Here is a 22450-nt window from a genome sequence, read left to right on the forward strand (position 1 = left end):
GGAGATATCCGATGACGCCTTGCGATCACGATCATGATCACGGCCACACCCACGATCATCATGCCCACGCAGCCCCCGGGGACGGTGCCGTGCGTGATCCGGTCTGCGGCATGACGGTCGATCCCGCGGCGGCGAAACACCGCTCGCAGCATGACGGGCAGGACTATGTCTTCTGCAGCGCTGGTTGCCGGACGAAATTCGAAGCCGATCCCGAACGCTATCTCAATCCCTCCTCCGGTCAGGAACAGGACGTTCCGCCCGGCGCCGTCTGGACGTGTCCGATGCACCCGGAAATCCGGCAGGATCATCCCGGGGCCTGCCCGATCTGCGGCATGGCGCTGGAGCCGGAAACGGTTTCGCTGGATACCGGCCCGAGCGAAGAGCTGATCGACATGAGCCGCCGCTTCTGGATTGCCCTGGCGCTGGCACTGCCGGTCTTCCTGCTGGAGATGGGCGGGCATTTCATCCCCGCGATCCATCGGCTCGTTCCCGAACGGACATCGGTATGGATCCAGCTTGTTCTGGCCACGCCTGTCGTGCTCTGGGCGGGCGCGCCCTTCTTCGCGCGCGGCTGGGCTTCAGTGAAATCGCGCAATCTCAATATGTTCACGCTGATCGCGATGGGTACGGGCGTGGCCTGGGGCTACAGCATGATTGCCGCCCTTGCTCCTGGCCTGTTCCCGCCGTCCTTCCGCAGTGAGAATGGGACGGTTTCAGTCTACTTCGAGGCCGCGGCGGTCATCACCGTGCTGGTCCTGCTGGGGCAGGTTCTGGAACTGCGCGCCCGGGAGAAGACGTCGGGCGCGATCAAGGCTCTGCTGCAGCTAGCCCCCAAGACCGCGCGGCGTATTGCCGCGGACGGCAGCGAAAGCGAAGTGCCGCTGGAGGACATCGCCGCCGGAGACCGGCTGCGTGTGCGGCCGGGCGAGAAAGTCCCCGTCGATGCCGAAGTCACGGACGGGCGCTCATCGCTCGATGAATCGATGATCACTGGCGAAGCGATGCCCGTGACCAAAACCGTGGGAGACACAGTGATTGGCGGCACGATCAATCAGACCGGCGCGCTGGTCATCCGGGCCGAGAAAGTCGGGCGCGACACCATGCTCTCGCGCATCGTGCAGATGGTGGCCGACGCCCAGCGTTCACGCGCACCGATCCAGGGGCTGGCGGACCGTGTCGCGGGCTGGTTCGTGCCTTCCGTGCTCCTGGTTTCCGTGATCGCCTTTGCCGCATGGGCATTCTGGGGGCCGGAGCCGCGCCTCGCCCATGCCCTGATCGCCGCCGTTTCGGTGCTCATCATCGCCTGCCCCTGCGCACTCGGGCTTGCCACGCCGATGTCGATCATGGTCGGCGTGGGGCGTGGTGCCGGTCTCGGCGTGCTGATCCGCAATGCCGATGCTCTCGAACGGCTGGAGAAAGTCGATACGCTTGTTGTCGACAAGACCGGGACGCTGACCGAAGGCAAGCCGAAAGTCACCCGCATCGTGGCTTCTGCGCCCTGGAGCGAAGACGAACTGCTGCGCCTTGCCGCCGCCGTGGAACGGGCCTCGGAACACCCCCTCGCCGCAGCCATTACCGCCGAAGCCGATAGCCGGAAGCTCACCGTGCCTCAGGTCAGCGATTTCGATTCTCCATCCGGGAAAGGGGCGCTGGGGACAGTGGAGAACGCGCCGGTCGTGCTGGGCAACGAGCCCTTCCTTTCCAGCCAGGGCATCGACATCGCCCCCTTGCGCGATCAGGCCAGCAAGCTGCGCGAGCAAGGGGCCACGGCCATCTACGCAGGGATCGGCGGCAAGGCCGCGGGCATCATCGCCATCGCCGATCCGGTCAAACAGACGACGCCCGAGGCCTTGCGCGCCTTGCGGGACGAAGGCATCCGCGTCGTCATGCTGACAGGCGACAACCGCACGACGGCGCAAGCCGTCGCCCGGCAACTGGGCATCGACGAGGTGGAAGCCGAAGTGCTGCCCGATCAGAAAAGCGCGGTTGTGGCGCGGCTCAAGACGGAAGGGCGGGTCGTCGCCATGGCGGGCGACGGTGTGAACGATGCCCCCGCGCTTGCGGCGGCCGATGTCGGGATCGCGATGGGATCGGGCACCGACGTTGCCATCGAAAGCGCGGGCGTAACACTGCTCAAAGGCGACCTTACTGGCATCGTCCGCGCGCGCAGCCTCAGCGCGGCGGCCATGCGCAACATCCGCCAGAACCTGTTCTTCGCCTTCGCCTACAATTCGGCGGGCGTGCCGATCGCGGCCGGATTGCTCTATCCCGTCTTCGGCATCCTGCTCTCCCCTGTCATTGCCGCCGCCGCCATGTCGCTGTCATCGGTGAGCGTGGTCAGCAATGCCTTGCGGCTCAACCGGGTGGCGCTGTGAACATCGGCCAGGCCTCGGCGAAGAGCGGCGTCTCGCAGCGCATGATCCGCCATTACGAGCAGGTTGGCCTCATCCCGCCCCCGGCCCGGCGGGACAGCGGCTATCGCGACTATGACGAGCGCGACGTGCACCGTCTGCGTTTCGTCGCCAACGCCCGCGATCTGGGTTTCTCCGTGCCAGAGATCGGCACTCTGCTGGAGCTGTGGAACGATCAGGGGCGGGCGAGCGCCGAAGTGAAGAACATGGCCCTTACCCACATCGGAACGCTCGACGGGAAGATCGCCCAGTTGCAGGCTATGCGCGCAACCCTGCAAGACCTCGCCGACCGCTGTAACGGGGACGAACGCCCCGATTGCCCGATCCTGAGCGAGCTCGCCAAGTCCGGTGATCCACAAGCCGGTGAAGCCTGAAACAGGCAGTCTCGGCCATGCCTGTCCGCCCAACGTGAAAAACAGCACTGCCACGCCAGCCAATATTTGATATTGCGATTGACTCGCATTAACGAGAAAAGTAGAGCCCCGGTCGAAATCAAAGGGGTATTGAATGCGTTACGCTTGGCTTTGGGTATCGGCGGCTTGGGTTTGCGGGGTTTCCCCGGCGCTGGCACAGCAACCGGCAGAAACGAAAGGGGACGAGATCATCGTCACCGGGGAGAAAACCGCGCGCACGCTGCAGGAAACCAACACCTCGGTCAGCGTGACGACAGGCGTGCGGATCGAGCAGGAAAACATCCAGACACTTGAGGATGTCTTCCAGCGCACCGCCAATGTCTCCGCGACATATGGCGCTTCGGGTTTCTCGATCCGCGGTATCGACCAGCGCGGCGTGTCGGGCGGCGGCAACGGCGCCACGGCCACCGTGTTCGTGGACGGTGCACCGGTCCCGCAGGAATTGCTCTCCAACGGCCCGACCGACGTCTGGGACGTTACGCAAGTCGAGGTTTTCCGCGGACCGCAATCGACCATCCAGGGCCTCAATGCCCTCGCCGGGGCCATCCACATCCGCACGCAAGACCCGACGTTCGACTGGCAGCTGAAGGGACGGGCCATCCTCTCCTCGTTCGATACGCGCCAGTTCGCCGTGGCGGGCGGCGGCCCCATCGTGCCGGGCGAGCTGGCCTTTCGCGTGTCCGCCGAAAAGCGGGATTCGGACGGCTACGTCTACAACCCGACGCGCCAGAAACATGCCAATCCGCTGGACTCGATCTCCGCCCGCGCCAAGCTGCTGTGGACGCCGTCCTTCCTGCCGGACTTCGAAGCGCGCCTCAATTACCATCACTTCGAAGGCAAGACCGGCTACATCTATCCCTACATCGATCTGTCGGTGGACGATTACTACGATCACCGCCTGAACTTTTCGAACTATCCCAGCGATACCGACAACGATGCCGATCAGGCGACGCTGGATCTGCGTTACCAGCTGGGCGGCGGTTTCTCGCTCAACGCGCTGAGCACGTATACGAACACCAGCTACATCCGCCACTACGACGGCGATTTCACCGCAGAAAACCGCGCCTTCAGCGACATCAAGGGCGGCGATGAGACCTACACGCAGGAACTGCGCCTGAACTATGAAGGCGACCGGTTGAGCGGGCTTGTCGGCCTGTTCTATTATCACCGGGATACCGAGCGCAAATCGCATCAGGTCACGCTGATCGAGACACCGGGAGCGACGATCGAACGGCTGCTGGCGGATTCTCTCGGCCAGGACCTCGCCGCGCAGCTTGCCGCCGCCTATACGGCTGAACTGCCGAGCTTCCCGGTGGACTATACCGCCGATTTCCCCACCCGCACCCAGACCATGGCGATCTTCGCGGACGGCCGTTACCGGCTGACCGACCGCTTCTCGCTGATCGGCGGCTTCCGTTACGACCGGGAGCGCAATACCAACGGCGGTTTCGCACTGGCAACGCTAGCTGGTACGCTGCCCGATCCCGCGAGCTATGGCCAGCTCGCGCCTGCCGTGACCGGTATCAACGCCGCCATCCTCGGCCTTGTCGACGATGCCTCGGGCGGCGCCGCACCGGGCACGCGCACGTTCAATGCCTTCCTGCCCAAGGCAGGCGTGGAAATGGCCTGGACGCCCGACCTTTCCACCGCCTTCGTGGTCCAACGCGGCTACCGCTCGGGCGGCAGCAGCTTCAACACCGCGCGCTCGCTGCTCTTCGCCTACGATCCGGAATATACCTGGAACTACGAGTTCTCCGTGCGCTCGGCCTGGCTGGACGGCACGCTGACCGCCAATGCCAATGTCTTCTACATCGACTGGAGCGACCAGCAGGTGAACGCCAATTTCGGCAACGGGACATACGATTCGCATACGGTTAACGCGGGCAAGTCGCACCTCTACGGTTTCGAACTGGAGCTGGCGCACAAGCTGTCCCGTACTTTCGACTGGTACGCCAGTGCCGGCTACACCCGTACCAAGTTCGACACGTTCAATACCGATATCGCGCTGGGCGGCCTCGCCGACGGGAGCGACACCGGAACCATCACCGATCTGTCGGGCCTGCAATTTCCCTATGCGCCGCGCTGGTCCCTCTCGGGCGGGGCCAATCTGCGGCTCGGCCACGGGTTCAATGCCAACGTCAATGCCAATTACCGCAGCGCGGTGTTCGGCAGTGTTCTGAAACCGCAGGAAGACAGCCGGGTAAAGGCGCGCACGCTGGTCAACGCCCGTATCGGCTATGACGCCGGGCCCTGGAGCGTATCGGTCTTCGCGAACAACCTGTTCAAGGAAAAATACCTCCAATATATCAGCCCCTACACCACCAACCGCCTGCCTCCGCAGGGCATCGTCGGCGCGCCGCGCCGGATCGGCGTGGTGCTGGAGGCCCACCTTTGAGCGGCATGTCCTTCCTCGCAGTTGCGGCAGCCATTCTGGCGGGCGCGGCTGCCGGAACGGGCATGCTGCGCCGGGCCTGGCAGAGCAAGGCGGGCAAGACGCCCTGGCGAATGGGCGGCCTTGCCTTGCTGGCGTTCACGGTGATCTGGCCCGCCTGGCCGCTGGGGCCGGTGCGCGGCCCCTTCATTGCGATCACGCTGATATCGCTCGCAGCCTGGGCCGTCGTTTCCAGCGGCTATAAACGGCGCCCGGCCAAGGCGCAGCGCGCGGGGCGCGAGTCCCTGGCCCCGGAACCGGCCGAGCGTCTGACCACCAAATGGCGCACCACGCTGCGCTGGCTGCTGGCAGGGCCGATCGGCATGGTCGCCGCCATGGCCGTGGGCATTTCCTACACCGTCTGGGCGCCCGGCGCGGATCAGACCCGCCTGCTGATCGGCGCGCTGATCGTGCCGGTGGTATGGGGCGGCGCCATGGCCTGGACACTGGCGGACAACCGCATCGTGCGCGCCACGGCCGTCCTTACCGGCACGGCCGTCATCGGCTTTGGCCTCTCCATGCTGAAGGGTTTCGCATGAGCAAGACATCCGGCAAGACACCGCAGCGCAGCTGGGCGCCCTCCCCCGCTTTCGTGCGCGCCGTGCTGAACGGGCATGGCGCGCTCGGCCTCGCCTTTGCCGCAGTGTTCTATCTCATCTGCCTGACCGGCACCCTTTCGGTCTTCGTCGATGAATTCCGGCGCTGGGAAAATCCGGGCGCGCCAAGGATGGAGCAGGTTTCGCCCGACGCTGTCCAGCAGGCGTTCACGGCCGCACTCGACCAGGCAGGCCCCGGGGTCGAGCATGCATTCATCCACATGCCCAACAGCAGCGAGCCGATGCTGCGGATCACGACCGACGCCGCTGGAAAAGACCGGGAATGGTACGCCGATGCCGACGGCCATCTGGCCGGAGAAGCCCATCAGGGCTGGACCGAATTCCTCACACGCCTGCACATCAACCTGCAATTGCCACGCGTATGGGGCCGGGTGCTGGTCGGACTGGCCGGCGTGGCAATGCTGTCGCTGCTGATTTCCGGCATTCTGGCCCACCCGCGCGTCTTCCGCGATGCCTTCCACCTGCGGCTGGGCGGATCGCGCCGCCTGCAGGAAGCGGACATCCACAACCGCATCAGCGTGTGGGGCCTGCCCTTTCACTTCCTGATTTCGCTGACAGGCGCCGTTCTGGGCCTGTCCACGATTATCGTCGCGGCCTTGGGCCTCGCGGTGTTCCAGGGCGACACGCAGAAAGTCTATGACCTGTTCGTCGTGCCCGAACCGGTGGAAGACGCACGCGCCGCCCCGCCGCTGGACCTGCGCCCAATGTTCGCCGAAGTGGCGCGCCGCAGCCCGCAAGGCCATGTCGGCTTCATCCGGATCGAACATCCCACCGAGCGCGGCGGCGGGGCGCGTTTCGATGTCGAGACGGCTCCCGAACTGCTGACCAATGTCGATGTCTATGCCTTCGACCGGGCGAACAGGCTCTACTATGAAAAGCCCGCTGCAAAGACCAACCTGGGCGAACAGATACTGGGCGCCCTCGCCCCCCTGCACTTCGGCTGGTACGGCGGCGCCATTGTGAAGATCGCCTATGGCCTGCTGGGCCTTGGCCTCACCTATCTGGCGGTGGGCGGCGTGTACATCTGGCTGGCCCGGCGGCGGGACAAAGGCCGCCCCGCGCCCGTATGGGAACGGGTATGGACAGCCATCGTCTGGGGACAGCCGGCAGCTCTGGCCATGGCCGCGCTTGGAGCCTTGGCGGCGCCCGGCATGGCGGCCTTGCCGCTGGGGCTGTGGGCAGGCGTCAGCCTTGCCATGCTGGCCGCAGCAACCTCGCTTGCACCGGCACGGCTTGCCCTCACCGGCCGGGTCGCGACCGGCCTGACGATGCTGGCTTCGGCCTTGATCCACGGCGGGCTATCGGGCGTGACAGACCCTGTCGCCGCGATTGCCGATCTGACCATCGGCCTGGCGGGCCTCGCCCTTGCGGCAACGCTCTTCAAAGCCTTCCCGCAAGGAGCCCCAAAAGAACAGCCCCTGAAAGCGGCCAGCACCGGCGGCGGCAACCGCTGACTTTGACAGGCCGAATTCCCGGCGCCCCTTTGCGGAAGGCCGCATGATGGGGCCCGGGTATTCGGCCCGTTACCGCACCCGGTTGCCGTAAACGTCCCACACCTCCACGGGCCCCAGCCCCAGTGCGCGGATGTCCTTCTCAATGACTTTCAGATCCCCGACGACCACCCAGGTCAACTGATCCGGGCGGTAGTCCGCCCGGGCTGCGGCGCGCACATCGTCCAGCGTCACCGCTTCCAGACGGGCCGCCTTACCCTCGATACGGTCGAAAGGCTGCCCGTAGGCCGCCTCGCCGATCATCGTGGAAAGCACGGCGCCGCCATTGCCCAGCGATAGCGGGATCGTCTTGATCATGGCATCGCGATTGGCGTCGATTTCCGGCTGCGTGGCCGGGCTGGTGGTGGCGAAACCAGCAATTTCCTTGCGAATCTCGGCCATGCTGAGCGCGGTCTTGTCCGCCTCAACCGTGCCGCTGGCCGTAAACAGACGCGGCCCCTTGGGCGCATTGGCGATGCCGCTGCCGAAGCCGTAGGCCCAGCCCTTGTCTTCCCGCAGGTTCATGTTCAGGCGGCTGTCGAACGCGCCGCCCAGCACCATGCCTGCCAGCACTTCGGCCGGGGCGCGGTTCTCATCGAAAGGCCCCACGAATTCACCGGCCGAGATACTGCTCTGCGGTGCGCCCGGCGCATCGACAAGGATGACCCGGCCCGGTTTCGGCATCGGCGCAGGCACGCTGTCCAGCCCCACCGGAGATACCTTGCGCCAGTTCCCGAAATACTTCTCGGCGAGAGCCCGCGCGCGCTCCAGCGTGATATCACCAACCATGTAGAGCGTGGCATCGTTCGGCCCGATTTCATGATCGTGAAACCGCACGATCGCATCGCGCGAGAACGCCCGGGCCTCTTCGCGCGTGAGAATGCGGCCATTGGGATGATCCTCACCCCACATGGCGCGGTTGTACACCGGCCCCGCCGCATTGATCGGGTTGCGTTCATAGGAATCGAACTGCGTATCGACATTGGCCAGAAGCGGATCGATGCCGCTTTGCGGATAGACCGGATTGCGCAGGATTTCCGATGCGATTGCAAAGGACCTGTCCAGATGCTTGTCGATCGCGCTCCAGCTGAAGCTGCTCTGGCTTTTGCTTGTACTGCTGCCGATCGTCATGCCGATGCGGCCGGTCTCGCGGCTGATGGCCGCTGCATCGTACTTCTTCGAGCCCAGCGACAGCAGGTTGAACGCCTGCTTCGCAGCCCCTTGCGCATAGGGCCCTTCGGCCAGCGAGCCGGTTTCGAACACCATGCTGAAATCGACCACCGGCAGGTTGTGCCGTTCCGCCACCACCAGCTTCATGCCGTTGGCCAGCGTGGTCTGTGAAATCGGCGGCATGTAGACTTCGTGCGAAGCCTCGCCGGGCTGGGGCGGCGCGCTGCGATCGACCGTGGCGGCTGCCGGTGCGGCACCCACCGGCGAGGGCAGAACCTGCGCCTCGAAATAGGGGTGCGACAGCGCCTTTTCCGCAACCGCCTTTACTTGCGCGGGGGTGGCGTCCGCGATCCAGTCCCGCTGCTTGAGGAAATAGAGCGGATCGCCATGACCGAGATAGCTGCCGATCAGGAAATTGCCAATCTGCGCGTTGCTTTCCAGCGAACGCACCAGGGTGACGTCCGTCGATGCCACCACCGTATCGAGATCTTCCTTCGCAGGCCCTTGCGCGAAATAGGCCGCCAGAGCCTCGTCCACCGCCTTGCCCGCCTGCTCGGGCGTAACACCGGGGCGCAGGCCGTAAGACAAGTCGAACGAACTGGCGAGGCTGTTTTCCGAAACGTTCGCGGCAATACCGCTAAGGATCTGGCGGCCGTCCACCAGACGCTTGTTCAGCCAGGCCTGCTTGGAACCGGTCAGCGTGCGGGCAGCCAGTTGCAGCAGCGTGTTGCGATAGGGATCGTCGTTGGAAAGCGGCCAGCTTCGCGTGACCGAGATCGCGCTGACATTGTCATAGGTCTTGTCGCGCTTGATCGTGTTGAACGAGGGCACCCATTCATCGAGATGATCGACCGGCTTTCCTGCCGGAACATCGCTGAAATAATGCGCAGTCTTTTGCTTTGCCTCTTCCAGATCGACATCCCCGACAAGCACCAGCACGGCATTGGATGCTCCGTAGTAATCCGCATACCACTGGCGCACGTCTGCAAGCGACGCCCCGTCGATATCCTTCATCGAACCGATGGTGGTGTGGCGGTAGGGATGGCCTGCGGGAAAATAGTTCTCAAGATAGCGCTCGTGCCCGCGCCCGCCGGGCTGCAGTTCGTGCTGGCGCTTCTCGTTCTTGACCACGCGGCGCTGTTCATCGAGCACCGCCTGCGTGATGCCGCCCATCAAGTGGCCCATCCGGTCCGATTCCATCCACAGCGCAAGGTCGAGCGCATTGCTCGGCACGGTTTCGAAATAGTTCGTCCAGTCCATCGTCGTGGTGCCGTTCATGCCCGTGGCGCCGGCCCGCGTGAGCAGATCGAAGTATTCGCCCTTCCGGTTTGCGGTGGGCTGGAACATCAGGTGTTCGAACAAGTGCGCAAAGCCCGTGCGCCCCTTCGGCTCATCCTTGGAACCCGTGCGATACCACACACCCACGAACACGGATGGGACCGTGTGATCGGTATGGACCAGCACCGTCAGCCCGTTGGGAAGCGTGAACTGCCCGTAGTCCAGCTTGACTGTGCCGTCCGTAACGCGGGACTGCGCCGCCGGTTTGGCCGTCGCGGCAGCAGCATGGGTGGGCAGCGGGAGCATGGTGGCGGCCAGCAAGCCCGAAATGAGCGCATTCTTCCTGATCACGTAGAGATACCTGTTCTGCAAAGCGGGGTTCAGCTTGCACGCCAACCTTGCACCAGCCTTGCCCTCCCCCGCGTTTTCAAAGGTTGCCAGACGCTTCCAGGCCCGTAAGGCTGGTGCAAGTTTCCCGGCATAGGGATCTCTCTTCACACGAGATTTTGAAACTTCGAAGGGCATGATCCAGGACAGCGATCTGCGGTTGCGGCAAGACTTGGACCTGCTTGAGGAAAGCGGGCGCGGCGTGCTGTCCTCTCGCGGACGGCAGGCGGATTTTGCGCGGGCCCTGTCATGGGGCCTGCCCGCGGCGGCCCTTGCCTCTCTAGCCGCCCTGCTACTCGCCGCTCTGCTGCCGCCCCTGGCCGGGTGGTCTCCGCCACCGGCATGGCTGATCCTGACGATGCTGGGCGTGCCGGTACTGGTTCTCGCCGGGCGCTATGCGCATTTGCGGTCCGGCAGCAGGATCATGCGCTCCGAAGCGCTCTCCCTGTTCGACGAGAACCTCCACCTTAAAGGCCGGGCCGCCATGGCCGACGAGTTCCTGCGGATCGAACAGCGCGGGGGCCTTTATGAAGCGGCTCTGGACGAAGCCCTGCCCTGGCTCGATCGCGCCCGGGATGAAGCCCTTCCGCCGCCCGCGCCCGAACTGACGGCGGCAGCCACGCTGCGTAGGCAATGGCCGTTCGCCCTCGCCGCGCTTATCCTTGGCCTGCTGGCGATTGGCATCGGTCAAGGGCTGGTGCCCAATCCCCTCAGCACCGGCAGCCGTCCGGCCAACGCCGGAGCCGCAACAGGCAGCGGGGAAAGCAGCCTGCAAGCCGGTGCGAACGGCAGCAGCGCGCAACCGGAGCAGCAGGGGAACGGCACGACAGCCCCGCAAAGCGCCACTCCGGGCTCGTCCGGCACGGCTCAGGCGGCCGGTGCGAATGCCCCTGCCGCATCCTCCGGTGATGCAATGGCAGCAAGCACTGCAAACGACCGGAGCGGGGCGGCAGGAGGCAACCGGGCTGTTGACAGTTCCGCCGCTTCGGAAAAATCCGCAGGCGAAGCCTCCGATGGCGCCATGCGAACGCCTCAGGCCGGAAGCCGCAACGCCAGCACGCCCGCCTCCCGCAATGCGAAGGCAAGCACGATCGCCAGCGCCAATGCAGCGCCGGGAGACGAACCCTCCACCGGTGACGGCCGCCGGACCGAACGCACCGCATCGTCCGGTTCTCCCGGTATTCCTCCCCTTGGCACCGGCGCATCGGCCGCGCGCAAGGCCGGAGGAGACAAGCCGGGCGGGCAGAACCAGTCCCAGCAGCGCGGGCCGGGCCAGCCGGGAGACGGTCAGCAATCCCAGCCCGGCCGGGGGCAAGGACAGGGACAGAACGGCCCGCCGGGCGGCAACGAAAGCGGGCTCAAGCGCTCTCGCGGGCTGTCCGGGCTGCTGCTGGCCGTACCGATGGAAGACCGCCTGACCGGCACCGCCAATCCCGGCCCGGTCGAAAGCATGACCCGGCAGGCGCCGCCGCGCACGCTTTCCAGCGCGCAGGTTTCCGCCGGAGCCCGCAGCAACGGCGGCGGCGATAGCGGTCATCTGCCCGGCGATCCGCAAACCGCGCAGGAACGCCGCCTGCTGCGCGGCTATTTCCCCGCACCGGGCGCGCCCGGCATGAAGGAGCCGCACCAGTGAACCCGGGCCTGCGTTTCGAAGAGCTGTTCGATCCGGCGTTTCTGGCCCGTCTGGAACCGTTCACGCTGCGCATCGCGCAAGCCCAGAAAGGCGGGCGGCTGGCGGACCAGAGAACGTCCGCCCGGGGCCAAGGCAGCGATTTCGCCGACTTCAAGCCCTATGTCGCGGGCGACGATCTGCGCGCGATCGACTGGAACATCTACCGGCGGCTGGGGCGCGCCTTCGTGAAAGTGTTCGAAGAACGGCAGGACATGCCGGTCTATTTCCTGCTCGATCTTTCCCGGTCGATGTTTCTGGAAAACCCGCCGCGCATCCACGCCGCCTTGCGCGCCACTCTGGCGCTGGGCGCCATTGCCCTGTCGCAGCACGATTCGGTGAGCCTGTTCCCCTTCTCCGACAACATGACCATGGAGGCGCGCGGGATTTCCGGGCGGAACAACGTGATACAGATCGCCCGGCGGCTCTCCGGCCTGGAAGCGATGGGCGGCACCGCACTGGCAGACAGCGCGTCCAAACTAGCGGCCATGAAACTGCGCCAGGGCCTTGTTGTCGTCGTCTCCGACTTTTTCGACGAAGCCGGGCTGGATTCCGTGCTGCGCAGTCTGGGGCGCCTGCCGCACCGTCTGCTGCTGGTCCAGCTCACCCGCGCCGCCGATGCCGATCCCAGCCTCGATCCGGACTTGTGGGGCGATGTTGCCATCGAGAACGGAGAGAATGACAGCCGCATCGAGCTGACCATCACCCCGCAATTGCTGGAACGCTACCGCTCCGCCTACCGCACGTTCAACGATACGCTGGTGGATTTCGTACGCGGGCGCGGCACCGGCCTTATCCAGGTCGATGCCGGCAAGGACGTGCTGGATGCCCTGTCGCAGCACTTCACCGGCGGAGCGCTGACACTGTGACGTTCGCAGGCCTGTCTCCCCTGGTGCTCGCCATCGGCGCGCCGGTCCTTGCCGCGATACTGTTCGCGCTTCAGCAGCTGCGCGTGCGGCACAAAACAGTGCGCCTGCCCGCCGCGATGCTCTGGGCACAAGCCGCGCGGGAAGCCCCGGCCCGGTCCCTGCGCGAACGGTTCCGCTACTGGCAGACTTTCCTGCTGGCTCTGGCCATTGCGCTGCTGCTGTGGCTGGGGGCGAGCCTGCCGCGCTTCGGCGGCACCGGCGAAGCGGGCTTTCACATCTTCTATCTGGACAATTCCGCCGTGCTTTCCGGACGCGGCAGCTTTGCCGCCGCCCGCGCCGCGCTGCTGGCCGACGTTGCCGCCATCCCCGACGGCCGCCGCGAGGTCCGCCTTGGCGATGCGCAGGGAACGCTGCTGCTGGCGCGCGGAGAGAACGTGGCGCTGCTGGCCCATCGTCTCGGCACCGTTTCGGCGCAAGCGCGGCCTTCCGGTTTCGCGAACTGGGCTCCGCACGTTCCGGATGGCGCGGTATTGCACTATTATGGCGGCCCTTCCGCGCTCGACGCGGCGGCATCTGCGCCCAAAGGTGTGATGGTGTCCTATGGCTACCTCGCCCCGGCCGTGCCGGACAATCGCGGTATCGTGAACCTGGGCCTTGTACCGGCGGCATCGGGCGACTGGACCAAGGCAGACCTGCTGGTGGAAACGCTGGCGGCCGATGGATCCCCGGTGCCCCCGTCAGATCTCGTCTTCACTCGCGCGGGCAAACCGTTCCACCCTCGGAACCTGCAGCCGCTTTCGCATAACCGCCTGTTGCTGCGCGGCCTCGACGCAGATGGATCGGTGGTCCGCGCCGCGCTTAAACATGGCGACGATTTTCCGGCGGACGACAGCGCCGCAATCCACCTTCCCAGCCGCGGCCCGATCGGCGTGGCCCTGGCACCCGACGTTCCGCGCGGGATCCGCAGTGTCGTCGAAGCAGACCCGGCCCTCTATCCGGCACCGCCCGGCAAAGCCCGTGTCCTGATCCGCCGCGCGCAGGACAAGCCCGGCACCGCCCTGCCCGAGCTTGTCCTGACCGATGCCGCCTCCGGATCGGACAGCTTCCTGCTTGCCTGGCCGGGTGAGGACAGTGCCGCCGATCCCGCTCCCCAGCTTGCCGCGACCGGCCTTTCCGGCATCGATACCGGCGCCCTCGCCGATAGTCTGCACCGCCGCGTCACGCTGGGCCTGAAACCGGCGGAACACCGGTCTGTCAGTGTGTGGAACGAGATCATCGCCCAGCCGGATTTCCGGCATTCCAGCGCGATGCCGCTGTTCGTTTCGCGCAGCCTGCGCTGGCTGGCCGGTCCCCAGCCCTGGCTGCCTTTCGCCAAAGCCGGTGCTCCGGTGCCCGAGGGAACCGCGCCCGGCCTCCGCCCGCTGGTGCCTGGCGGAGAAACAGTGCTGCCCGCGGCAGGCGAAGCGCGCATCGGCACGCTGCCGGTTCAGGTCTCGCTGCTTGACCGGGCCACCACGCTCGGAGCTGCGCACAAGGCCGAAGAGCCGATCTCGCATCCTTCCGGCACTCTGCCTGCAGACTGGCCCTTCTTCCTGATCTGCCTGGCTGCCGGGCTGCTTCTGGCGTTCGAATGGCGGCTCTACCGCAGGGGGCAGATGCCTTGAGCTTTGCCGCGCTCTTCCCCTATGCGGGTGTGCTCCTGCTGCTGCTGCCGCTTCTCTGGCTCCAGCGCGGACGCAGCCTGCCGGTCGTGCACAAGATCCTGCGCACTGCGATCTTCGCCTGCCTCATCCTTGCTCTCATGCAGCCCAGCGTTCTGAGCGAAACGCACAGCCGCCTGCAGATCACCGTGCTGGACCAGCGGGACAGCCTTTCCCCCCATGCGCGCGAACAGGCCCGCGCCATGCTTGCCCGGCTGCGCGCCGGGATGCCGTCGGGCAGCGATCTGGTGGTTCTGCAACTGGGCGGCACGCCCGTCCCCGCCAGCGGTGGCAGGGTCATCATGGCCGCCGATCCCGGTTCGCTCTCGAAAACGCTGGATCAGGCCCTGGCACTCGTCCCGCAGGGGCGTTCCGCCGCGCTCACGCTGATCACCAATGGCCTCTCGCGCGATAGCCACTGGGGACAGGCGATACAGGGGCTGGTCTCTCGCGGTATTGCCGTGAACACGATTGGCCTGCCCCAGGCAGAACGGGCGCCGTTCATAGCCGGTCTTACCATTCCCCCTGTGCGCGCCGGTGCACAGGCCCGGGCCACTATCGATGTGGACGGGAACGGGCGCGGGCTCTCGCTGGCGCTCTACAGCGGAAAGACGCTGCTCGCGCGCTCCCCCGTCTTTGACGCAGACGGGACCGCCCGGATCACTGTCCCCTTCACGGCAGGCCCCGCCGGTTTCACCCCGCTGCGCGCCGTGCTGGAAAGCGGCACCGGCACGGATTCCGTGCAGACAACGCTGGCCGTGCAGGACCCGCTTTCGATCCTGTACCTTGGCCAGCGCCAGCAAGGCGGCGCAGCGGCGCTTCAGGCCCTGCTCGGCAAAGGCTTCGCTGTCGAGGCGCACACACCGGGCAGCCTGCCTGCCTCGTTCGGCTTCGAGGCCTACCGCGCGGTCATGATCGACGATCTGCCCGCCGCGCGCCTGCCCGCCCCCGTGCAGCGCGATCTCCTCAGCCAGGTCGCGCAAGGGCGCACCGGTCTGTTCTATTCGGGCGGAGAGGATGCCTTCGGCCCCGGCGGCTATGCCCATTCTCCACTGGCGGAAGCCCTGCCCGTTACGCTGAAGCAGGAAGACAAACTGGAAAAGCCCAGCGTCGCGCTGGCCATCGTGATCGACACCTCGGGATCGATGCAGGGGCAGGCGCTGGATCTTGCCAAGCAAGTGGCCCGTTTCACCGTGCAGACCCTGACCCGGCAGGACAGCGTGGGCGTCGTCGAATTCTACGGCGCGCGCCAGTGGTCGGTGCCGATGCAGCCCGCGCGGGATATCCCGGAAGTCGAGCGCGCTATCGGGCGCATGCAGGCCAATGGCGGCTCGGTGCTCTATCCCGCTATCCAGGAGGCCTATTTCGGCCTCAAGAACGCCGACGCCCGCTACAAGCATATCCTCGTCATCTCGGACGCCGGGGTGGAAGAAGCACGCTACGAGCAGTTGCTGCGCCATATCGCACAGGACCGGGTGAACGTCTCCACCGTCCTGGTCGGGCAGAACCCGGAAGGCGAAGAGCGGATGGCCGAATGGGCACGCTGGGGCCAGGGCCGCTACTATGCCGTCACGGACGAGACCAGCATCGTGCAGCCGCGCTTCAACGATCCGCAAGTGAAGCCGAGCCCGGGCTACAAACACGGGCGCTTTGCACTGACCGCGCCAGACGGCAACGGCTGGTGGGGCGGCATGAGCCTCTCCGCGATGCCGCCGCTGTCAGGCTATGCTGCTGCCGGGAAGCGGGCAGAAGCGCAAACCCTGCTGACCGCGCCGAACGGCGATCCGGTTCTGGCCACCCGGCCCTATGGCGCCGGGCGCGTCACCGCACTGATGACCGAACCGGCCGGACAAGGCACGGCAAGCTGGCGCGGATGGAAGGGTTACGGCCAATGGCTGGGCCGCGTGCTGGCCCGCACGGCAGATCAACAGAGCGGCCTTGCGCTGAGCCTCCAGCGCCGTTTCGGCAGGCTGGCGATCACGCTGCGTACCGCGCCGGAAACCGCAACGGCACAAACACCGCAAGTCAGCATCCTTGATGAATCCGGAGCCGCTGAGCCGCTTCCCGGCGGTCTGGAAGAGCGCGCGCCAGGCCTGTTCACGGCCGATATCGCTTTTCCGGCTGACCGTACCGCCGAAGTGGAAGCCCGCCTTGGCAACCTCGTGGCGCGCGCGGCGGACCGCCCGCGCTCGGATGTTTCCGCTGCCGCCCGCATGCCCGTATCCGGAGCGCTGCCGCTGGCCAGCCTTTCCCGGGCTACCGGCGGCGTCCATGCCGAGAATGCTGAAAGCCTGATGGCGCAGGCGGACAAGGCAGACGTCAAGGGACAGGGAACTCTGACCGCTTTCAACTTGTGGAGCCCGCTTCTGCTGCTTGCCCTTGCCCTCTATCTGATCGAGCTGGCCTATCGCCGCTGGCCCACACGGCGGGGCGCGGCATAATGCCCCCGATGAAACCTTTCCGCTCCCGCAAGCTGGCTTTCGCGGCAAGTCTCTCTCTGGGCACGGCACTCAGCACCGCGCTGCCCCTGCCTGCCGCTGCAGCGGACGCCGCCACGCCCGCCACCACGCCCGGCAACACGATGGAACGAGCCTCCGCGCTGTACCGTCAGGCGGTTTTGGGAGAGGGGCTGGAAGCGCTCTACGCCGGACTGGAAGGCAAAGCCGCCGCTGCAGGCTCTCCGCAGAATGCCGCCGCCTTCCTGCTGACGCGCGCAGCCGTGCGCTGGCAGGCAGGCGATGCCAATGGCGCGATGGCCGATACGGACCGGGCCATCGCTCTCGATCCGCGATACGAAGCCTGCCTGCTGAAAGCCCGCCTGCTCGACGCGCAGGGCAAGACGGCAGGCGCCGCCACCTGGTATCGCAAGGCCCTGCCGCTGGCCCGCACACAGCCAGAGCGCGACGGGCTGAACCTGCGCCTTGCACTGATCGCGGCGATGCGCACGCCGGATGCGCTGGCTTCCTATGCCCGCTCTCCGGAAGCACCTCGGGACAACCTTGCCACCGTGCTGGCCCTGCTCGGCCGGACCGGCGAAGCGCTCGATCTGCAATCGCAAGATAGCGCCGCGCCGCGCAGCTATGCCGATAACATCCGCCTTGCCGACTGGGCCATGGCGGCAGGCCGCACCGGTGCGGCCCGCACTTATGCCTGGTCCGCTTATGCGCAGGCAGACAAGGCCGAAGACCGCAGCTACGCCCTTGCGCTGGTGGCCGAAGCCTATCGCAAGGCAGGCGATCTGCCAGATGCTACCGCCGATCTGGCCACGCGGCAGGATTCCCCGCAGCTGGAGCAGGCGCGCGTAGACCTGTTGCTGGAAACAGGCCGCTTCGACGAAGCCATCGCCAAAGTCTCGGCCTCGCGCGATCCGCAGCTTCGCCGCCGCTTGCCCGGCATTCTGGACCTTGCCGGACGCAAGGACCAGCTCATCGCCGAGTACCGCAGACTGATCGCCGCTGAGCCTGCCACGGCGAAATGGTACACCGCGCTTGCGCTGCTCTATATGGGGCAAGGCAATACGCAGGCGGCCGAAGCGGTGTACAAGCCGCTTTTCTCCCGCCCGGGCACGGATATCGCCGTGCTGACCGGCGCCGCGCGGGACATGGTGGCGATGGGGCTTTCCGATGCCGCCCTGCGCGCGATTACCGCCTTGCAGGACAAGCCCGCCTTCACGGTTTCCGTCGGCTTTTTCCTTGTCGACACTTATCGTGCGCAGGGCGAGGACGCAAAAGCGCTGGACATGCTGGCCCGGCTGGACACGCAGCTGCCCCCGGCCTCCACGCGCCGTATCGATCTGGCCGACAGCTATGAGGCGCTGGGGCAGCGCGGCCGGTCCTATGCCATCCTGCAAGCCCTCGAACGCGCCCGTCCCGCGCTCGACTATGACCAGCTGGTCCACATCGCCCGCCTCGCCACCGAAACCGGCCACGATGCGGATGCTCTGGCCCGCTGGCAGAAGTTGCGCCGGTCAACCGATCTGCCCGCGCGCAAGGGCTATCTTGAAAAACAGGTCATCGCCAGCGCGGACAAGCTCGGCCAGCTCGATGCCATGGCCGGGCGGCTGGATGCAAAGCTGGCCGCAGGCACGATGGGGCGGGACGATCTGGATCTGCTGGTCGCGATCCGCCTGAACCAGCGGGATCGCGCCGCGGCGGTTTCCGCCGTCGAACGCTTTGCCCGCGACAGCGGCACGGGAGACATCGCAAGGCTCAAGCAGCTTTCCACGGTGTACTTGCGCCTTCAGGACGACGCCGGGCTGGAACGCACGCTGCAGGATCTGGTCCGCGACGATCCCGCCCATGCCGAAGTCTACTTGCGCCAGCTCACGCTCAATGCCGTGCGCAATCCTCCGGCCACGCAAACGCCGGAAGAACAGGCCCGGCATCTGCAAGACCTGCTGGCCCGGCTCGATGCCGTGGCGGGCATGGACCGCACAGACCTCACGCGGTTTTCCGCAGGCGTCTATGCCATGGCCTCCCTCGACGATAGGGCGATCGCGCAATACCGCCGTCTGGCCGCCATGGCCCCGGACGACATCGATGCCCGTGCGCAACTGGCGGATACGCTGGGCAAGGCGGACCGCCAGCAGGAAGCCATCGCGCTGCTGCAATACGCCATCGAAACACAGACCGGCGAAGACGGCTTCATCGCGGCGGTCAACACCCTGCTCGACGTGGCTTCTCAGGATGCAGGCAGACTGCAGGGCGCTGGCGGCACCCAGTCGCCACGGCTGATCCTTGCCTGGGCGCGGCGCAAGGTGCTGGAACGGATCGCCCGCGACGGCGAGGATGCCGGGCTGGACACCGTGTTGGCCGATCTGGCGCAGCAGGAAGGCAATTTCACGCAGCAGTTGCGGGCCTATGATGCCTTGCTCGCCGTTGCCGGAGACCAGCGGCCCACTGTCCTGCGCCAGCTGGTAACGCTGACGTCGGGCAGCGATCCTTCGGGCAGCAGCGCCGGGCCGGTGCTAGGCGATGCCGCACGCAAGGTAGCCTATGGCCGCCGCCTGCTGGCGCTTGGCCGCGAATACCCGCCTGAGCTCTATGCCGATCTCGGCCGCGCCCTGCTCGGCCAGGGCGACGTGCCCGGCGCGGAACGCGCTTTCGCCATGATGGACGACATGGGCGGGCTGGTGAACATCGACCAGATCAAGGGGCAGGCCTATGCCAGCCAGGGCTACACCGCCAAGGCGCTGGACAATTACAGCCGCGCCCTGCTGCGAGACCGCAACAGCCTTGCCCTCATCGTCCAGACCTCGATCCTGCGCGAGCAGACGGGCGACGCCCCGCGCGCGCATGACTGGTATCAGCATGCTCTTGAACGGCTCGTGCGTACCCAGCCGCTCACCGGCGATACCGGCAACGACACCGCGCTGGACGTTACCCAGTATTTCGAAACGCTGACCGAAGGCTTCCTGCTGACATGGCCACAGGATGACGCGGGGCAGCGTGCGGACCTGAACGCGCTGTCCACACTCTTTGCCGAAGCTGCCGCCAGCGCCGGTCCCGCCGCCGGGCAGCCTCTTGCCGCCTATCCCCGCCTGGCCCTTGCCGTCAGGCTCAACCGCCGGGTGGCCGCTGCCCGGAACGCCTTTGGCTGGATCGCGCCGATGGAGGCCCGGCTGGCGCGGCTGTTCCCGCATGATCCGGACACGCTTCGCAATGCCGCCCTGTACCGCGATCTGGTGGGGCTGCGATCCGGTACAGCCGGAGCCGGAACGGACGATGCGCGCTGGCCGATGCAGGATCTGGACCGGCAGGCCCAGGATACGGGCAATGCCGCCTTGTCACTCGCGCTGGTTCTGGCCAGCGGTGATCCAGCGGCAGTGTCCGCTCTGGCGCAGCAAGCCATTGCAGCCGAAGCCGGCCGCCGCAGCAACGCCTCCAGACCCGCGCGCCTCGCACAAGGGGCGGCACCGGAGACGCCGCTGCTCTTCGGCCTGCTTTACGAAGCGGCCGGGTGGCTCGACCGCAGCCAGGTCGAAACCCTGATCCTCGAACCGCTGGGCCGCACGGCCTTCCACGACGAAGCGCTCTATGACCTCTACCGCGCTGCGCCATCGCGCTACAAACGGCTGGAGGCGCTCGCAGGCCACCCGCTGATCAGCGGGGACCGGCTGGTGAGCCTGATCACCGATCACAGTGGAGGCCGCCTGCCGCTGTGGGGCACGCTCGGGCAGGAACGCATGACCGTGGATGAGCTGACGGCAGCCGCCACCTCGCGCCTTTCACGCGAACAGGAACTGGCGCTCTATGAGCGGCTGGTTGCCCGCATGGCGGAAACGGGCGGGGAGTCGGTGCTGCAAGGGCCGCTGGTGGCGGACCTCTTGCGGGCGCCGCTCGATGCCGGGCAGCAAGCCCGGCTGGCTGCGGCACTGGAGCGGGAGATCGATTTCGACCGCGATCCGCAAAACCGCACGGCCAGCCGCATCGCGCCCAAGCTGCTGGTGCTCGATGCCCTCCCGGCCAACCGCCCCCTGCTGCTGCGCGCCGCCGGAATGGTGGCGAACCGTTATCCCGACGGGCGCGATCTGCCCCGGCTGCTGGAATCCTGGTTCGCCGGCCGCCATGACGAGGCCTACCGGCTGCTCGCCGCCCTGCAGGCCCGCACCCGCGCGAACGATCCAGGCTCCAGCTATGCCGCCCGGATCACCCGGCGCTATTTCAGCGACGAAGCCGCCGCTTCGGTGGAGGATTTCCTCAAGACACCCGTTCCCAGCCAGGAGGCCGCGCAGGCCTTTTACCGCGAACATGTGCTGGCTGTGGTCAACACGCCGCAGGCCCCCGGCCCGGACGACCTGCGGCGCTACTACGAAAAGCTGCTTTCCACCGATACGCAGAACCCGGCCTGGCTGTCCGGGCTGCTTTCGATCGAATTCACGCAAGGCAATCTGGCAGGCCTCGTCAAACGCCTTGCCCCCTATGCCGCGCAGCACAGCGACGATGCGGAGGCGGCATCCGTTCTTCAAATCGCCTACCTGCTGCAAGGGCAGCCGCAGGCCGCCCAGGCCGTGGCCAGCAGCAGCGGAATCGATGTGAACGATCCGGGCTGGCTGGCCGAGATGATCAATCGCAGCAGCTCCGTCCGGCAGACGCCGGAACCGGATATGCGCGGGCTTTTCGCCCAGCTCTATGGCCGCTGGCGCGAGCAGACACCGCAGGCACCTGTCATAGCGCAAGTCGAACAGAGCATGGCGCGCGACAACGCCCCGCAAGACGGCAGCGCCACTGCCCTGCTCGCGCCGCTGACCCGGGCCTTGGCGCGCAATCCGCAAGAGGCTGCCTCCGCGCTGCGCGGGCTATGGCGTGCAACCGCCGAAGGCATCGATCAGGGGCCGAGCGATCTGCCCTCCCGCCCCGCCCTTGTCGAAGCGCTGGTGCAGGCCACCGCCTCCAGCGATCCATCGTTGCTGGACAGCATGGCGCGCCAGCCCGCGATCGCCGGTGAACTCGACAAGTTCCTTTCGGTGATGGCGCCCGATGCGCGGACCGAGAACTGGCCGCTCTATCAGCTCCTCGCCGCCCTGCTGGCCGCCGAAGGGCAGGCCGCACCCCGGCTGGCCCGCCTGACCGCATCGCTGGAAGACACCTCTCCCTCCGCCCATGCTGTGCGGCTCCTGACGGCGCTTGCCAATCGCACCGGCCTCGTGCCTGACCGTGCCATGCTGCAACGCCTGACCGCGCGGCTGCGGGACATGCCCGCGCTCGGGCCGGAAGAGCGTGTCGCGCTCGCCCGCCTCTATGCCCGCGGCGGCGCCTTCGAGACCGCGGGGCTGTTGCTGGAAGCATCGGGCTTGCAGTCGACCACGCAATACATACCGGCGGACCGGCGCAACGCCCTCTTCGCAGGGATCTCCGCCGCGCTGGGGCAATGGCCGGACCGGAACGCGGCCAGGCGCACATATACCCGGATCGCCGATGCGCTGACGGCCCAGCAGGGCGGCCCGCCTCTGCCCGGCGCCGATACGAAGGACCGCCTGATCCTCCCTCCCCTGCAAGGCGGGAACGTGCAATAGG

11 protein-coding genes are annotated in these 22450 nt (G+C 66.7%); 10 read left to right on the top strand and 1 reads right to left on the bottom strand.

Features of this window, described 5'->3' with window-relative positions:
• Positions 1 to 11: 11 nt before the first annotated feature.
• The 5 genes from MTR66_RS03040 to MTR66_RS03060 all read left to right on the top strand — a co-directional run bounded on the left by MTR66_RS03040 (position 12) and on the right by MTR66_RS03060 (position 7326).
• Positions 12 to 2375, top strand: a complete 2364-nt coding sequence (locus MTR66_RS03040; protein ID WP_268740165.1) for a heavy metal translocating P-type ATPase — start codon at positions 12 to 14, stop codon at positions 2373 to 2375.
• Positions 2372 to 2785, top strand: coding sequence for a Cu(I)-responsive transcriptional regulator (gene cueR / locus MTR66_RS03045; RefSeq protein ID WP_243917779.1), 414 nt, complete (start codon positions 2372 to 2374; stop codon positions 2783 to 2785). Before MTR66_RS03040 ends, cueR begins: the two co-directional genes overlap by 4 nt.
• A 133-nt stretch (positions 2786 to 2918) precedes the next feature.
• Positions 2919 to 5219: a TonB-dependent receptor gene (locus tag MTR66_RS03050; RefSeq protein WP_243917781.1), complete on the top strand. Its 2301-nt coding sequence runs from the start codon at positions 2919 to 2921 to the stop codon at positions 5217 to 5219.
• Positions 5220 to 5224: 5 nt separating this feature from the next.
• On the top strand, positions 5225 to 5794 hold the full coding sequence (locus MTR66_RS03055) for a hypothetical protein (protein WP_243917782.1): 570 nt from the start codon (positions 5225 to 5227) through the stop codon (positions 5792 to 5794).
• The gene (locus MTR66_RS03060; protein ID WP_243917783.1) at positions 5791 to 7326 is read left to right on the top strand and encodes a PepSY-associated TM helix domain-containing protein; all 1536 of its coding nucleotides are present in this window, start codon (positions 5791 to 5793) and stop codon (positions 7324 to 7326) included. The genes MTR66_RS03055 and MTR66_RS03060 overlap by 4 nt, the downstream gene beginning before the upstream one ends.
• Positions 7327 to 7395: 69 nt before the next feature.
• On the opposite strand, the gene MTR66_RS03065 is transcribed toward MTR66_RS03060, so the two are convergent.
• Positions 7396 to 10161 (bottom strand): M16 family metallopeptidase, encoded by a 2766-nt coding sequence (locus MTR66_RS03065; RefSeq protein ID WP_243917784.1) that lies wholly within the window; start codon positions 10159 to 10161, stop codon positions 7396 to 7398.
• 172 nt (positions 10162 to 10333) lie between these two features.
• On the opposite strand from MTR66_RS03065, the gene MTR66_RS03070 reads away from it, so the two are divergent.
• Genes MTR66_RS03070 through MTR66_RS03090 form a run of 5 tightly spaced genes read left to right on the top strand, consistent with a single transcriptional unit; the run spans position 10334 to position 22449 of the window.
• A complete protein-coding gene (locus MTR66_RS03070; RefSeq protein ID WP_243917785.1) occupies positions 10334 to 11830 on the top strand; it encodes a hypothetical protein in 1497 nt (498 codons plus the stop codon).
• Positions 11827 to 12735: a DUF58 domain-containing protein gene (locus MTR66_RS03075; protein ID WP_243917786.1), complete on the top strand. Its 909-nt coding sequence runs from the start codon at positions 11827 to 11829 to the stop codon at positions 12733 to 12735. The genes MTR66_RS03070 and MTR66_RS03075 overlap by 4 nt, the downstream gene beginning before the upstream one ends.
• Positions 12732 to 14399: a hypothetical protein gene (locus MTR66_RS03080; protein WP_243917787.1), complete on the top strand. Its 1668-nt coding sequence runs from the start codon at positions 12732 to 12734 to the stop codon at positions 14397 to 14399. Before MTR66_RS03075 ends, MTR66_RS03080 begins: the two co-directional genes overlap by 4 nt.
• The gene (locus MTR66_RS03085) at positions 14366 to 16876 is read left to right on the top strand and encodes a VWA domain-containing protein (RefSeq protein ID WP_243917789.1); all 2511 of its coding nucleotides are present in this window, start codon (positions 14366 to 14368) and stop codon (positions 16874 to 16876) included. The genes MTR66_RS03080 and MTR66_RS03085 overlap by 34 nt, the downstream gene beginning before the upstream one ends.
• Before the next feature lie 8 nt (positions 16877 to 16884).
• The gene (locus MTR66_RS03090) at positions 16885 to 22449 is read left to right on the top strand and encodes a hypothetical protein (RefSeq protein WP_243917791.1); all 5565 of its coding nucleotides are present in this window, start codon (positions 16885 to 16887) and stop codon (positions 22447 to 22449) included.
• Position 22450 lies beyond the last annotated feature (1 nt).

It is taken from the genome of Novosphingobium beihaiense, from assembly GCF_022832375.1.
Taxonomy (GTDB): Bacteria; Pseudomonadota; Alphaproteobacteria; order Sphingomonadales; family Sphingomonadaceae; genus Novosphingobium; species Novosphingobium beihaiensis.